We start from the raw sequence: 14,087 nt of genomic DNA on the forward strand, positions 1-14,087 counted from the left end.
TTTCTAACGCGACGAGTCACGTAGGCGATAACCGATACCGGAAATTGTTTCGATGAGGTTTGCGTGTTCGCCGAGCTTCCTGCGAAGGGAGCGCACAACTACGTCGACGACGTTGCTGGCAACATCGGCACTTTCTCCCCAAACGTCGCTAAGAATATCTTCGCGGTTCACCGCATTGCCCGCGTGCTGTAGTAGATAGTGCAGCGTATCGAATTCGCGCCGCGTCAACGATGTGCGCCGTGAGCCGACGACTAGTTCGCGAGCGCCAAAATCGAGGAGACTACTCGTTGCGATGCCGAGTTCGGCAGCGACGAGTTTTGCAAACCAGCCGTCGACGGATTCTGGCCCGAAGTCGAGCATCGCGGTGAGATAGACCTGATCAGCGATGATCGTTGTGCACGAGTCCAGGACTACAAAGCCGAGCTGCGTTGCTGTGGCAGCATACGGTGCGATGTCGCGGAGCGTAAGATAGACGCGCCGCAAGTGTGGACGGTGCGCCATATAGGCGCGCTTGATGTCGAGCCAGCATGCTGCCTGAACGGCGCTTGGTGCTTCGCCTTCAGTGCTCGACAACCAGCGACGTAGGAAGAGAACGCGCTCGCCCGGCGCGACCGGGTTGGCGGCCAAATGCGCACTCCACTGCGCGAGGACAGGGTCGTCGACGGTCGGTGCGATGCTGAGGCTCGCGGCTTCGAACAGGATATAGTAACCGGCGACGGCGCCTTCGCGTTCACGCGCGACACTGAATCCCTGCGGTCCTTGGTGCCACCATGCCGCCGTTAGATGCGCCGCGTCGCAGCCGTCGTGCCGCTCGGCGATCGCTAGGATCGCCGCTTCATCGACGGCGCGAGCGGGCTCGACCGCGAAACGCTGCGCGCCGGACGGGAAAAATGCTTCACGCACGACCGGATTCTCGAGTAGATATAAGAGATCGGCGGTAGATCGCCACAGCTCCGCCGACGGAGCCGTTCGCAGTTCTCGAATCAAGTGGCCCCAAGACGCGCGGCGGAGGTTGAGGTAGCGTTTCGGATCCGAGGAGCGCAGTTCGCCCGCGATCGCGTCGCGCACGCTATCGTGCAATTGCAAACCATCGCGCGAGAGCCGCATCAGCGGCAGAGACCGAAGTCGTTCATAGACGTCGCTGGGTGCGACATCGGGGAGCATAGCGCCGAGTAGCGGCGCAGTGACGGTTCGCAGGAGTGCAGCTGCCTCAACGGCTCGCCGCGTGATCGGGTCGCGAATCTCTGTTAAATGCCGGCGCGCAAGCTCGCCGACAATCCGGTGAAAGGCCAGTTCTTCGAGTTCGGGATCGTCAACGCGTTGCAGCGTGATGGCAGCGAGCGTTAGGGCAAGCGGATGGCCGCGCGCGATTCGATTGACGCGCGCAGCTTGCGCCGCTTCGATCCCCGCGGCCGTCAGAAGCGACACGGCATCGCTATCCGAAAGCGGAGCGAGTTCGAGCGTTTGGAATGCGCCACGCCACGGCATCTGCAACCATGCCGAAAGCGGCGGATCGCGTCCGCCGAAGACGACGTGTACGTTCGGCGGCAAAGCGGTGACGAACGACAGGCGTAGCCATGTGTCGAGTAAACGCAGCGCATCGATGTCGTCGAGAACTAGTGCCACACTTCCGAGCTCGCCGAGACGCTCCGACGCATCCTCGAGGGTGGCGATATCGCGCCGCACCGCGAGGCTGAGCTTATGTAGGAGAGCAGCCTCAGTCGGTTCGACGAGCCGACCGTCGATGCGCACGACCGCTGCGCCGGCAGAGCGCCGGTGCTCCGCGAACGTATCGAGAAGCCGCGATTTTCCCATCCCACCGATTCCGGTCACAAACGTGATCGAAGGTATAGGTGCCGTCGTAAGGCGTTCGAGCCGTGCCAGCTCATCGTCGCGCCCGACGAACGGAAGTTCGTCGTAGCGCGACCCGATCGCGATCACCCTACGGAGGCGGGCGCTTTTCCGGCGGCAAGGGCCTTTACGGCATCGGTCGTCAAAACTTGCCCGCCGATTCCCCAATCGCCGCTTTCGATTTCGTCGACTTTCACCCAGGTTACGCCGCGCATGTTTTCGCCCTCGATCGTCACCATCGCATCGGTCAAACGGGAAATCATCAGTCGCTTTTGCTCGGGCGAGAACACGCCCTTAACTACACTCACCTGAATCAGTGGCATCGCGTTGTACTCCTTTGCCGCGAAACGTCCGACACAATCGTCGGGAATCCCCCGAGCATACGCGCTTCTCCCGCGGTCTTCATGACGGAGTTATGACGTGGAGAAGCTCACCTGCCTGGTAAGCATAGTTAGCCAGCAGCCGAGTCCCGAAGCTCTCGTTCGTTTGGCGGTGGCGGATCATCGTTCGCCGGAGCCGGCGCGAGCAACGTCACGATGCTGCAGAGTGCGAACACCGGAAACGGTTGGGTGACGATGTCGCGCTGTTCGCAAAGATCCGGCTAAGTCTCGAAAGTACGGGGGCGATCGCCTCGCGCATTTCGGCGGAACCGGATTGGCGGGTGCACTCTCACGATGCGCGTGTTGAAGCGAATCAACGATCCAAAATTAAAGTGATCGACAAACCGTTCGAAGTATTGCGACACGGCGAGTCATATCCGGGTTGTGCGACCGCGCGCTGCGAACGCCTCCTCTCCGGCTGTCGCGCCAGGATTTCGGCAGTCATTCGGTGTGAAAAGATGGTCCATTGTGAGTCAACGCCGTTTTGACTTGTCATCCCGAGCGTCGACGCGCAGCGCCGTAGTCGAGGGACAGCAATAATCTCGAGACCCCGGTCGAAAGGCCGGGTCTTTTACTGTTTAACGCGGCGTGCACGCTGTCGCGCTGCCCGCAAAGACACAGCTAGCTCTCGAAAGTACGGCACGGGCTCTTCCTCGATCGTGTGGCGCAGAGTCGAGGGGTAATGGCGTTCGACCCACGCTTTCTTTCGAGCGATTGCCTCCCGCATTTCGGTGTGACTCGGTAGCGCGGCTTTGCCGCTTTCAACTGCAACGAGCCACGGCGCTTGTCGCTCGTAAGCTTGATTGGCGGATCCGTTGACATTCAGCAACCCGATGAAATAGAGTCCGGGCCAATCGGGATGGATCATCCGGTTATAAAGCTCGACCACGTTGTTGCGCACCGGAAGAATGTCTTCGGATAAGAACGGAAGCTCAATCTTGTATCCGGTTGCGGCGATCAGCGTGTCGAACTCCTCGACCGTCCCATCCGCAAACGTTATATGGCGTCCCTCGATAGATGCGATATCGTCCTTCACTTCGACGCGCCTGTATGCGATATGCTGAACGATCGTTGCGTTGCTCATGGTGTGAGCGCGCCCTCGCCGCGTCTGAAATCCGAGTCGTTCCATTGGACCATGGATGAGGTAGGTCAACGTTCGCGTGATCTTGCGGCCGATCCATTGCGGAATCAACGGATGCGCCAACCATACGGTCATGTCCGTAAAGGGTCTACCGAAGATCAATTTCGGAACGATGAGGACGCCGGACCGCGCAACGAGGACGGTCCGAGGATTGACGCTCGCGAGGTCAGCCGCGATGTCGAGGCCGCTATTACCCGCTCCAACGACGCAGACGCGCTTCCCGAGGAAGTTTTCCGGCCGTCTGTAGTCGTGTGAGTGAAGATACTCGCCGCCGAACGCGCGGTATTTGTCGGCGTGCAGCGGCGAGCTCAGATGCCCGCTGGCCACCACCACAGCATCGAAGGCCTCGCTCGTTCCGTGCTCCGTCTCAACAATCCAGGCCGAGCGCTCGCGGGGAACCGGATTCGCGGGATGCACGCTCTCGATGCGCGTGTTGAAACGAATCAGCGGTCGAAGATCAAAGTGATCGACAAACCGTTCGAAGTACGCGTGCATATCGCGGTGATCGGGAAAGAGCTGCGCGTCCGGCGGAAACTCGAAGTCCTTGAATTTCGTCAGGCTCTTCGCCGTGTTGATGTGCAGCGTTCGATAGGCAGCTGAGAGGCCGTTGTCATTCTCGAAGCACCACAAGCCGCCAACCTTGCTGCCGATCTCAAAGACCGTGACCCCAAATCCGGCTTCCTTGAAATACCGCGCCGCGCAAAGTCCCGAGGCTCCGGCGCCTACGATTGCGACACTGCGAGTCATATCCGGGCTGTGCGACCGTGCGCTGCGAACGCCTCCTGCCTGGGGCCGCGTTCCGGGTTTGGGTAAAACTCCAACGTGCCAACGTTACCATTACGCGTGGCCGGCGCGGCAGTCGTCGTGTTTTTGCTCGCCGTCGTGGCCGCCCCGTTCCTCATTCCGGTCGATCGTTATCGACCGCTCTTAACGTGGGCCATTGAGCGCGCGACGGGGCGCGATGTCACGATCGACAAACTGCAGTTCTACCTGCTGCCGACGACGCGGATTCGAGCCATCAACGTTCACATGCGAAATCCTCGGAGCTTTCCAGCCGGAGACGCGCTTGTCGCCGAATCCGTCGACTTGGGGATCGACCTGCCCGCACTGCTCTCGCGTCGGCTCGATATCACGTACATCGCGCCCTCGGGCGTAGAGCTCAACATATTGCGCAATGTCGCAGGGCATACAAATTTCAGCATCGTGCAGTCCAAATCCACGCAGGCGCAACTCTTCACTCCCGGCTTCAGCGTAGATCAAATTGGTAACGTCGCTGTGAAGAATGCACGCATCACCCTAACCGACTTGGTCCGGGGAGTGCCAACGCCGGTGCTTTCGTTGAACGGCGTGAGCGGGAATGTGAGCGCCATCGACCCGCACGCGTCGAATTGGGCACAAAAGCTGGTGATCGTCGCAAACTTGCGCGGCGCGCAGTTGACGACGCCCCTGATCGATCGGCCAATCGATTTTCGCAGCGGAGATCTCGAGATTAAGAACGGGGAGGCACGCAGCAGTTTTGTGCTTGCAGCCGCCGACGAAGATCTTGCCGGAAGCGTGGCACTGGCGCATTTGGACCCGTTTTCAATTACGTTTGACGTTCGCGGTCCGTCGCTGGACGTAGCGGCACTCGCGGCAGTCTTGCGACCCGGTTCGGGCGGTGTGGGGTCGACTGCGGCGCATTTGCTAGCACGCGGCACGATCGGATTCGACAAGGTGACCTTCGGAAGTCTCGAGGCGACGAAATGGCGTTCACAACTTGCGGCTTACACCCATGCGCTGCGCCTCGACCAGGCGACGTTCGAAGCATACGGCGGAGCAGTGCGCGGCTCGGCGTCGCTTGATACCGCAAATCCATTGCCGACGAACGTCAATGCGAGGATTCGAGGCATGAGGGTCGCGGACTCTCTCGCGGTACTCCGTGTTGGCGGCGGCAACGTCACCGGCTTGCTCGATGCGGATTTCAAACTTACGACGCAGCTCGCGCACGATCCCGAAGCTGCGCTCGCGGGTTCGGGCACGTTCAGCGTGCGCAACGGCACGTTCTCGCATCTCAATGCACTGGCGGGCGATTCTCGCTTCAGCTACTTCGGTGGCGACGTGCGTGTAGCGAACGAACGCGCGTACAGCGACCGGTTGCGACTCGTCACGTCACACATGAAGGCCGTGAGCCGCGGCAGCTTTGGTTTCGATAAATCACTTTCGTATAGCGGCGTAGGCGTAATTGGCGCGGCGAGCGCTGCGGCCTTCGCGCCCGTGCCCGCGGAGCTGCGGCTCGTCCTTGCGAACGCGCTGCGACAGAACGCCGGCTCGTCTCGGGTGCGTGCGCGGTTCGTATTGCGCGGAACGCTCGACAACCCGCAATTCTCGCTTGCCGGAACGCCGCAATTGTTGAACGCGTCGAGCGCGCTGCAAGCGTTGCCGCAGACGTCGTCGCAGCTTCAGGATATCTTGAAGCAGATTCCGGGCCTCAGCTTGCCGTGAAATCCAATGTACGATCGTGACAACGACCACCGGAGATCCGCTGACGTTCGCGCACGGCGCCCTGCGGATTCAGCGACTCGTCGGGCGCGACCGACCGGCCTCAACTCGAACGGTTCTTTCTTTGGCTAGTGCTACACGATGCTTTCGTATTGAGAAGCCGACCAATTCCTTACAGCGGTCTTCGACCGTATCATAACACTCGCAAGCGCAAGCCTGAAGTCGTTCTCGGTCTCGAACAACGATGCGGCCACGGGTATATTTTATCAACCCGGCTTGCTGCAACGTGGACGCTGCCAGGGTTACCCCTGCCCGTCTTACCCCAAGCATGAGCGACAAAAATTCTTGGGTGAGGGGGATGTCATCTCCGCGAACACGATCGTGCGCCATAACGAGCCATCGTGCAAAGCGTTGCTGGATTGTGTGCAGCCGATTGCAGGCCGCGTACTGAGAGACCGAATCGAGTATCGCTTCGGCATACATGTCAAAAGGTCGCCGCGATGCTAAGCCGTCTCCGATAATTTCGACCATGGCTGCCCCAGAAATTCTAAGGGACGTCCCACTGATCTGCGCGTAAAGATTACTGGCAGATGTCGCACCGGTTAGCAGGAGTGGAAAGCCTGTCATCCCTTCTCTGCCAACGATACCGACTTCAATGGAATCTCCATCTTTCATCGTGGAGACATTCGAGATGATGCCCTCAATCGGGAAATAGGCGTAGTCTACGCTCCCGCCTTTATGGTATACCGCGTCACGTACGCTCAAGGCGACCGTTGCGGCACGCTTTTGGATATGGCGCCGCGTGTTCTCAGGAAGACTATCGAGAAAAACATTTCCAGTGGCCGAATCATCGAGGCTCATGTGCCGACCTGCCGTCGGGGCATAGAAAGCCGACGAAGCGAAGGACTACTCGGCAGTGAACCGCACGAGTCTATGATCGCGGGCTCGACCCGTTGAAAATGAGGTTCGAGTAACACTAGGCTTGCAGAGACATTCATCACCGCCCCTGCCGGAGTTAGCTGCTGGGCGCGGCTTGGAAAAAGCCAGGGACGTGAGGGTTGTGCCAAGCGAGTAAACTTTTCGCCGAGAGGCAACCATCAGGCGAGCAAGCGGGTTCTGCTGCTCGGTTACCCTACCCGCGCGATCTTTCGTAAGAGCGATCGACACCGCGCTCCTTTTACGAAAGACTCTACGCAAAAATGGCTACGTTTGCCGATTTCGGCTTGCGCTCACAACTCGTGCGCGCGCTTCAAAAACTTCAATTTACACAACCAACCCCCGTCCAAGTCGCCTCCATTCCGCCGGCCATGCTCGGCCGCGATGTGATGGCGAGCGCAATGACCGGCAGCGGGAAGACGGCCGCATTCGGTCTGCCGCTCCTGAACTCACACCTCGATCCCGCTCGCAAGGGGCAGCGTTCGCTCGTCGTCGTACCGACCCGCGAGCTCGCAGCGCAGATCGCCGCGCACCTCAAAGCTCTCTCCGGAGATTCCGGAATTCGCATCGTCGCGATCTACGGTGGCGTTGGTTTTGGCGGTCAGAGACACGAGCTCAGACGTGGCGCGGATATCATCGTCGCAACGCCCGGCCGTCTTCTCGATCATATGACGCAGAAAACCGTCTCGCTTGAGGGCGTCTCGTGTCTCGTTCTCGACGAGGCCGACCGGATGCTCGACATGGGTTTTCTTCCGGTCGTCCGCCGGATCGTCAAGGCGCTGCCGCGTAAGCGTCAGACGCTGTTCTTTTCAGCGACGATTCCGCCTGAGATCATGAACCTTACAAAAGAGATGCTGACCGACCCCGTTCGGGTCGATCTCTCGCCGCCGGCAAAAACGGCGAGCGGCGTGACGCAAACGATCTACGCGATCGACCAAAACCAAAAGACGGATCTGCTGGTCGAGCTGCTCAAAGACAACGCGATCTTCAGTGCGCTCGCATTCACGCGCACGAAGGCTCGCGCGAATCGCTTAGCCGACGCGCTCGCAAAACACAAGATTCCCACGGAGCGCATCCACGGAAATCGATCGCAAGGTCAACGCACCCGTGCACTCGCCGACTTCAAGAGCGGGAAATATCGCGTGCTGGTGGCGACCGATATTGCCGCGCGAGGCATCGACATCGAAGATCTCGACCTCGTCGTCAACTACGACGTGCCACTTGCACCGGACGACTACGTGCACCGTATTGGACGCACGGCACGAGCCCAGGCTACGGGTGATGCCGTGACGTTCGTTTCACGCGAAGAGCGACCGCAGCTCGCTCAAATCGAACGTGCCTTGGGCAAAAAGCTCGACCGCGCCGAAGTCCCGGTTTTGCGCCGCCGCTAGACCGAAAATGAGGAGCCGCGCGCCGCGGCTTTGAAATCCCCGTGATGCCGTCGTGGTTCGGGCGCGGCCTCATGTTCGTGATCGTTGTCGCGTCGGTTCTCTTTGTGTGTGGCTCCGGGTTTATCGGAGAAGCGCCGGGCTACTACGGCAGTCTCCCCGTGGCTGCGCTTTCGAACGACAGCTTTCGCCTCGGTGACGTTCCGAAAGGTACGAGCCTTGCCGAAGCGGGGCTGCATCCCGGCGAGATGGTTCGCTTCGCCCGTTCCGACCTCGAGACACGCGCGGCCTTACTTACGGCCGTGGTGGGCTCGCGGCTGACGCTGATAGCCGGCGGACGGGAAGTCACGCTTGTCGCGCACGCCGGTCCGAAGCAATTTCTTCCGCTCGTTCTCATTGCCGTAAAGCTGGCGTATTTGCTCGTGGCTGGGCTGCTCGTTCTGCGGCGTTGGGAAACTGCGTCCGTTCGCGCGCTCGTCTTTTTCCTGACGGGTTTTGGACTGGCTCTTGGGCTACCGAACGTAAATCCGATCGTGTCGTCGGAATTTTCGTTCGCGTTATTCGACGTCGGGGCCATGCTGTTGCTCGTCTGCGCCGGCGCCGCCGCCGCGGAATTCTCCGCACATCTCTCGGACTCGCCGACCCTCGCGGAACGCCGTCTGGCTTCCGCAGCGGTCGTGACAGCGGGCATGGGTGTCGTCGCGGCCGTGGCTGTACAATTGTTCTTCGCGGTTCAGGGCGTCGCTGCGCGCGTGCTGATCAGTGTACTTTTTGCGTTGCCGTTTTTGCTCGCGATCGCGACGCTGGTCGTGGGCTTCATTCAAGCGCGTGCCGCCGATCGCAGCCGGCGGCTTTGGGTGCTGCTCATCATCGGCGTCGGGATTTCGGGGCCGGCACTCGACTTTATCGTAATTGCGTTCGCTGGATACACTGCGCGCGTCGATCAGTTCGCGCTCCTCACCGTCGCGATCATCCCCGTCGGCCTTGCGTACGTCATCCTGCGCCATCGCCTGATCGACGTCGGCTTCGTCCTCAATCAGGCCGCGGTATATGCGGGCGTCTCGATTGTTATCGTCGGCATTCTCGTCATCGTTGAGACGCTGCTTTCCAACTATGTTGCGAGCGCGAGCCATGTCACGAACACCGCGGTTCAACTCGGCGTCGCGCTTGCTCTCGGGTTTTCCATCAACGCGATTCACAAGCGAGTCGAGCGTTTCGTCGATCGCGTGTTCTTTCGCGTGCGTTATGCAGCACAAGCCGCCTTACACGCGTTCGCACTCGACGCGCCGTACGTCACCGATGTGTCGCTGCTGCTGGAACGCTGCGTGCAAAGCGTTCACCAGTACGCGCGTGCGACGCGCGCGGGGACCTGGGTTGCGGGCCCGCCCGGGGAGTACACAATGGCCGCCGGAGATTTCCCGGCAGGCGGGCACGTCGATTTCAACGATCCGGCGGCGGTCGCCATGCGCGCGCGGCATGTGGTCGTCGATCTGCAGAAGTCGGGGTCGAGCATTCCCGGCGTGCTGGCATTCCCGATGGTGAGCGGAGGAGAGCTGCTCGGGATCCTGGTTTGCGATGCTAAGGCGGATCAGGAGAGCTACGCGCCCGACGAGCGGGCCTCTCTGGAAGAGGTGGCGAGCGCCGTGGCGCACGCGCTCGGCGCGTTGCGCATCCAAGACCTCGAGCGGGAGGTTGCCGCCCTGCGCGCCATAGCGGCCGGGCCACGAAAATGGGCTGTCGGCGGAGGGGCCGAGTCGTGAGAGTGTGCCGGTTGGCCGCCCTGGCAACCCTGGGTGGTTCTCGCGGGTTGTGGGCGCGGGCGGATTCGCCGCGTCATGCGATCCGGACCTATGCCGACTATCAAGTCGCCAAGACGTCTCGCTACCGTAAAAACGTACACCGAGCGCGTCACTATCTCGACGCCAAGGATACCATGTACAAAGACGAGACGCTCCAGTGCGCCGACTGTGCGCAACAATTCACGTTCAGCGCCAGCCAGCAAGAATTCTTCGCCCAGAAGGGCTTCACCAATAAGCCGACACGCTGCCAGGATTGCAGAGATGCACGTAAGGCTCAGCGAGGCGGCGGCGGCGGAGGCGGCGGCTCAGCTCGCCCGCAGCGTGAGATGTTTGCCGCCGTTTGCGCGGCATGCCACAAACCTACCGAAGTGCCGTTTAAGCCGCGAAACGATAAACCAGTATACTGCCGGGATTGCTTCTCGACGCGGCAGACCTCGCGATAATGCGTCGAGGAGGCTCAAGGGGACGAACCTCGCGGACCGCGCGACGCTCCTCCGATACTCCCGCCATCGTGTACCCGCCGAAGGAAGAACCATTGGAAGTCTACGGAACGATCCGGCAAGTCTTCCCAAGCACGATGTTTTCCGTCGAGCTTGAAAACAACACGACGATCCTCGCGCACATCGCGGGCCGGCTTCGCCGGCACCACATCCGCATTTTGCCCGGTGATCGCGTCGATGTCGAAATCTCCCCGTACGACCTGACGAAAGGTCGCATAACGTATCGCTATCGAGCCGGAGAGCCGAAGCGCACGTAGTCACGAGACCCGGTCGAAAGGCCGGGTCTTTTCATAAGGCTATCGAAGAATTCGCGACTATGATAGCTCGCATCGCGTTTCTGGCTTTCGCACTTTCTCTTACGCTTGGTGTTTCGTCGAGCGCTCAAGTCGCGCCGACACCAGCGGTGAAGCTCGCGAGCGGACCGTTGATTACGCTCTATTCACGCGATCTCTATAACGGCCCCAGCCTCAAAGTCGAGGGGATCACGCCGGACGTACACGTGAAAAATTTCCCGTATCCCACGGCATCGTTCGTCGTCAATCGTGGACACTGGTTACTCTGCAGTGGCCGTAGCTTTACGGGGACGTGCGTTACGGTCGGTGTTGGAATGTATTCGGCTTCGTTCGCAAACGGCTTCGCTCAGAGCATTACGTCGCTTCGACCTGTAAACTAGCGTCCGCGAGAACCCAGGCGGCCGCAGTCATCAAATAGTTCTCGGAGATCTCGGTCCAATTCGAAAGCAGCATTGGCTGCGCAATCAGGTGCGGGACCCAAACGATGAGCCCAAAGAGTCCTATCATTAGCGCTGATAGCCGGAACGCAAGGATCGCCTGAACGTTGATGAGCATCGCAATCGCTGCCGCCAAGAACGCAACGGTCGTGGCGATCGTCCAAAATGTCTGATTGGGCGGGATCCACGCCGGCACCAAGCTCGCCGTGTATTGAAGAAACGCGACTTGCGCCCACGCAAATGAGAGACTGCAGACTCCGAATCCGAGTCGTGCTACGCGGACGATCGTAGCCGGCCGAAGTGTATTCGTCGCCGTCAACGCGTAGAGCGCCAATGCGCCGCAGGCGACGGAGAAGAGCTCGAAAATCTCGACGTAGGATCCACTGTCGGTTGGATGCGCGAAAATGTCCTGAAAGCATGCCAGCGAGAATATGAGGTAAATCGTGCCAAGCACGATCGACGCAAGCCGGACCGTTCGCTGATGCATGAGACCGAATCCGGACGCAATCAGCGCGAGCGCGAAGCACCAGACGATGATCGAAGCGACAGGCATCCAAACCGGCTGCAAGCGCTGCCATATCGTCGAATCATGCCGAATCAACATAACCACGCCGGCAACAATCGCCGACAGGCCGAAAAGAATGCGTCCGTATAGCGTCGTTTTCACGTCGACTTAACCCGTATCGCCAAGAGCGATCAGCAGCTTGCGAAGTATGTCGTTCAATTGTTGTTGTTCGCGTAAGGTCAGCACGGAGAGCAGACGCTCTTCGTTTGCGACATGCTTTGTTGTCGCATTGTCGATGAGGGTCTTGCCTTTCGGCGTCAGTCGCACGAGCGTACCTCGCCGATCGTTTGGATCGGCACGTCGCGCGACGAGCCCAGCTTCCTCGAGCCGGTCGATGCGGTTCGTCATGGCGCCCGAGGTCAGCATCATTTCACGGTAGAGATCCGTCGGCGAAAGCTGATGGGGCGATCCGTTCCGGCGCAGTGAAGCCAAGACGTCAAACGATTCACTCTGAAGCCCGGACGCCTCGTGCGTCGCGTCCAGGAGTGGGCGAAGGGCGGCCGTAGCGCGCTGGATGCGCCCGACGACGGCCATCGGACGGGTATCGAGGTCGGGGCGCTCGCGCTTCCACTGCGCGAGAATATGGTCGACGCGATCCTGCATATCTTGATGTTAAGACACTTGACAGGTGGTTCCTGGTTTTGGTATCTTTATGTTAAGACAATGAGCATTAAGATATTAGCGGTCGACCACATCGTTTTCAACGTCGCTGACATCGAGAGAAGTCTCGAATTCTACTCGCGCGGACTCGGATTGCGAGCTGAGCGAGTGGCTGAATTCCGCGCCGGGAAAGTGCCGTTTCCATCCGTGCGCATCAACGCCGAAACGATCATCGATTTCTTCCCACCCTCATATCACAAAGCCGCACCCGGCGGGCAGAACGTCAACCACATCGCGCTCACGCTCGAAAACACGCCCACCCAGATCGAAGCTTTTCTCAAAGAGCAGGGGATTGAGATCGCTCGGGAGATGACCGGAAACTTCGGCGCTCGGGGCGATACCGCGCACGCGTTTCACGTCTTCGATCCGGACGGAAACATGCTGGAGCTGCACGCATATGCCGACTGATTTTCGAGAAGACAAAGAAGAGGGCGCCTTTTCGTAAAAGACGGAGCTTGTGCAAACATCTTCGTTTCAGCGTCTGATAGCGGACGTCCGAACGACGCTGGCTTCGGGGCTGCGCGATCAGGCTGCCGGCCGGGTTGCGAGCGTCCTAGAACCATATCTTAGCGATTTGGGATTGCTAGAAGCAGAGAGCTTACAGCCCGATCCAGAGCGCTATCGACAATACGTTCTTCACGTTGAGCCCGAGGGTTTCTTCACGATTGCAGCGCTCGTCTGGCTTCCGGGACAAAAGACGCCGATCCACGACCATATCTCCTGGTGCACGGTCGGCGTCTATCAAGGTTGCGAGCTCGAAGTGCAATACGCGCTGGAATCAACAAGCGTGAAGAGTGCGCCGACGGCTACGTGCTCGGCTCTGCGTAAGGCCGGAGAAGTGCAAGCACTCACTCCGGGTGCGGACGTACATGAAGTCGCGAACCCGGGTCCTGGAATTGCGATCTCATTGCATATCTACGGCGCAGACCTCAACGAGATCGGCTCCAGCATTCGGCGTTCGTACCAGCTGTGAATTCCTTGGGTCAACCAATCGGCGACGCGCTTCCAAATTGGACTCCGCGCCCTCTTCCGGACGGGAAGGTTCTCACCGGAAGATATTGCCGGCTCGAACGCCTCGAGGCGCGTCACGGTGACCAGCTGTATGCCGCCGCGTCAGAAGACGACGCCTCCGCTTTTACGTACCTGTTCTACGGCCCGTTCGCGAGCCGGGCAGAATTCGACGAATGGTTGCGAGGCGCATGCGCATCGCAAGATCCGTTATACTATGCAATCGTCGAGAGCAGCGGAACCGTCGTTGGTTTCGCGAGCTACCTTCGCGTCGAGCCGAAAATCGGCGTCATCGAGGTCGGCAACGTGTACTTCTCGCGCCGTTTGCGGCAAACTCCGGCCGCGACCGAGGCCATGTATCTGATGATGCGGCACGTCTTCGTGGATTTGGGATATCGCCGCTATGAGTGGAAGTGCGATTCGCGAAACGCACCCTCACGGAAAGCGGCGGACCGTCTTGGCTTCGTCTTCGAAGGAATATTTCGGCAAGCAACCGTCTATAAGGGACGCAACCGCGATACTGCTTGGTTCTCGGTCATCGACAAAGAGTGGCCGAAGGTCGGCGCCGCACTCGAGCAGTGGCTCGACCCCGCCAACTTTGATGCGGGCCGTCAGCGCAAATCGCTAACCGCATTGCGCGGGAGTTAGCGC

At 59.9% G+C, this 14,087-nt stretch carries 14 protein-coding genes; 8 read left to right on the forward strand and 6 right to left on the reverse strand.

Features of this window, described 5'->3' with window-relative positions; all coding sequences use genetic code 11:
- Positions 1-3: 3 nt before the first annotated feature.
- The 3 genes from VGG22_00095 to VGG22_00105 all read right to left on the reverse strand — a co-directional run bounded on the left by VGG22_00095 (position 4) and on the right by VGG22_00105 (position 4,119).
- Positions 4-1,941: a winged helix-turn-helix domain-containing protein gene (locus tag VGG22_00095; protein HEY1726760.1), complete on the reverse strand. Its 1,938-nt coding sequence runs from the start codon at positions 1,939-1,941 to the stop codon at positions 4-6.
- Positions 1,938-2,159, reverse strand: coding sequence for a tautomerase family protein (locus VGG22_00100; GenBank protein HEY1726761.1), 222 nt, complete (start codon positions 2,157-2,159; stop codon positions 1,938-1,940). Before VGG22_00100 ends, VGG22_00095 begins: the two co-directional genes overlap by 4 nt.
- Positions 2,160-2,802: 643 nt before the next feature.
- Positions 2,803-4,119, reverse strand: coding sequence for an NAD(P)-binding domain-containing protein (locus VGG22_00105; protein ID HEY1726762.1), 1,317 nt, complete (start codon positions 4,117-4,119; stop codon positions 2,803-2,805).
- 75 nt (positions 4,120-4,194) lie between these two features.
- Between VGG22_00105 and VGG22_00110 the strand changes: the two genes are divergently transcribed.
- Positions 4,195-5,853, forward strand: a complete 1,659-nt coding sequence (locus VGG22_00110; protein ID HEY1726763.1) for an AsmA family protein — start codon at positions 4,195-4,197, stop codon at positions 5,851-5,853.
- 69 nt (positions 5,854-5,922) lie between these two features.
- On the opposite strand, the gene VGG22_00115 is transcribed toward VGG22_00110, so the two are convergent.
- Positions 5,923-6,711: a Crp/Fnr family transcriptional regulator gene (locus VGG22_00115; protein HEY1726764.1), complete on the reverse strand. Its 789-nt coding sequence runs from the start codon at positions 6,709-6,711 to the stop codon at positions 5,923-5,925.
- A gap of 338 nt (positions 6,712-7,049) precedes the next feature.
- Between VGG22_00115 and VGG22_00120 the strand changes: the two genes are divergently transcribed.
- The 4 genes from VGG22_00120 (at position 7,050) to VGG22_00135 (ending at position 11,146) form a co-directional block, all read left to right on the forward strand.
- Entirely contained in the window at positions 7,050-8,177 is a 1,128-nt protein-coding gene (locus tag VGG22_00120) for a DEAD/DEAH box helicase (GenBank protein ID HEY1726765.1), read from the forward strand.
- A gap of 44 nt (positions 8,178-8,221) precedes the next feature.
- Positions 8,222-9,934 (forward strand): GAF domain-containing protein, encoded by a 1,713-nt coding sequence (locus VGG22_00125; GenBank protein ID HEY1726766.1) that lies wholly within the window; start codon positions 8,222-8,224, stop codon positions 9,932-9,934.
- 550 nt (positions 9,935-10,484) lie between these two features.
- Positions 10,485-10,730: a translation initiation factor IF-1 gene (gene infA, locus VGG22_00130; protein ID HEY1726767.1), complete on the forward strand. Its 246-nt coding sequence runs from the start codon at positions 10,485-10,487 to the stop codon at positions 10,728-10,730.
- Positions 10,731-10,789: 59 nt separating this feature from the next.
- Positions 10,790-11,146, forward strand: a complete 357-nt coding sequence (locus VGG22_00135; protein ID HEY1726768.1) for a beta/gamma crystallin-related protein — start codon at positions 10,790-10,792, stop codon at positions 11,144-11,146.
- On the opposite strand, the gene VGG22_00140 is transcribed toward VGG22_00135, so the two are convergent.
- Positions 11,121-11,870 (reverse strand): hypothetical protein, encoded by a 750-nt coding sequence (locus VGG22_00140; protein HEY1726769.1) that lies wholly within the window; start codon positions 11,868-11,870, stop codon positions 11,121-11,123. The two genes, VGG22_00135 and VGG22_00140, sit on opposite strands and share 26 nt — an antisense overlap.
- 6 nt (positions 11,871-11,876) lie before the next feature.
- Complete coding sequence (locus VGG22_00145) at positions 11,877-12,371, reverse strand: MarR family transcriptional regulator (protein HEY1726770.1); 495 nt, start codon at positions 12,369-12,371, stop codon at positions 11,877-11,879.
- Between the two features lie 60 nt (positions 12,372-12,431).
- On the opposite strand from VGG22_00145, the gene VGG22_00150 reads away from it, so the two are divergent.
- From VGG22_00150 to VGG22_00160, 3 genes are read left to right on the forward strand one after another with little or no spacing between them, the layout of a single operon-like run.
- Positions 12,432-12,836, forward strand: a complete 405-nt coding sequence (locus VGG22_00150) for a VOC family protein (GenBank protein ID HEY1726771.1) — start codon at positions 12,432-12,434, stop codon at positions 12,834-12,836.
- 49 nt (positions 12,837-12,885) lie between these two features.
- Positions 12,886-13,401: a cysteine dioxygenase family protein gene (locus tag VGG22_00155; protein ID HEY1726772.1), complete on the forward strand. Its 516-nt coding sequence runs from the start codon at positions 12,886-12,888 to the stop codon at positions 13,399-13,401.
- Positions 13,402-13,406: 5 nt separating this feature from the next.
- Complete coding sequence (locus VGG22_00160) at positions 13,407-14,084, forward strand: GNAT family protein (GenBank protein HEY1726773.1); 678 nt, start codon at positions 13,407-13,409, stop codon at positions 14,082-14,084.
- The last annotated feature ends 3 nt before the right edge of the window (positions 14,085-14,087 follow it).

Source organism: Candidatus Baltobacteraceae bacterium, assembly GCA_036489885.1.
Taxonomy (GTDB): domain Bacteria; phylum Vulcanimicrobiota; class Vulcanimicrobiia; order Vulcanimicrobiales; family Vulcanimicrobiaceae; genus JAFAMS01.

Coding starts and splice junctions, on each gene's coding strand:
- VGG22_00105 (HEY1726762.1), bottom strand. CDS start 4,119: ATGACTCGCAGTGTCGCAATCGTAGGCGCCGGAGCCTCGGGACTTTGC.
- VGG22_00115 (HEY1726764.1), bottom strand. CDS start 6,711: ATGAGCCTCGATGATTCGGCCACTGGAAATGTTTTTCTCGATAGTCTT.
- VGG22_00120 (HEY1726765.1), top strand. CDS start 7,050: ATGGCTACGTTTGCCGATTTCGGCTTGCGCTCACAACTCGTGCGCGCG.
- VGG22_00125 (HEY1726766.1), top strand. CDS start 8,222: ATGCCGTCGTGGTTCGGGCGCGGCCTCATGTTCGTGATCGTTGTCGCG.
- VGG22_00135 (HEY1726768.1), top strand. CDS start 10,790: ATGATAGCTCGCATCGCGTTTCTGGCTTTCGCACTTTCTCTTACGCTT.
- VGG22_00145 (HEY1726770.1), bottom strand. CDS start 12,371: ATGCAGGATCGCGTCGACCATATTCTCGCGCAGTGGAAGCGCGAGCGC.
- VGG22_00150 (HEY1726771.1), top strand. CDS start 12,432: ATGAGCATTAAGATATTAGCGGTCGACCACATCGTTTTCAACGTCGCT.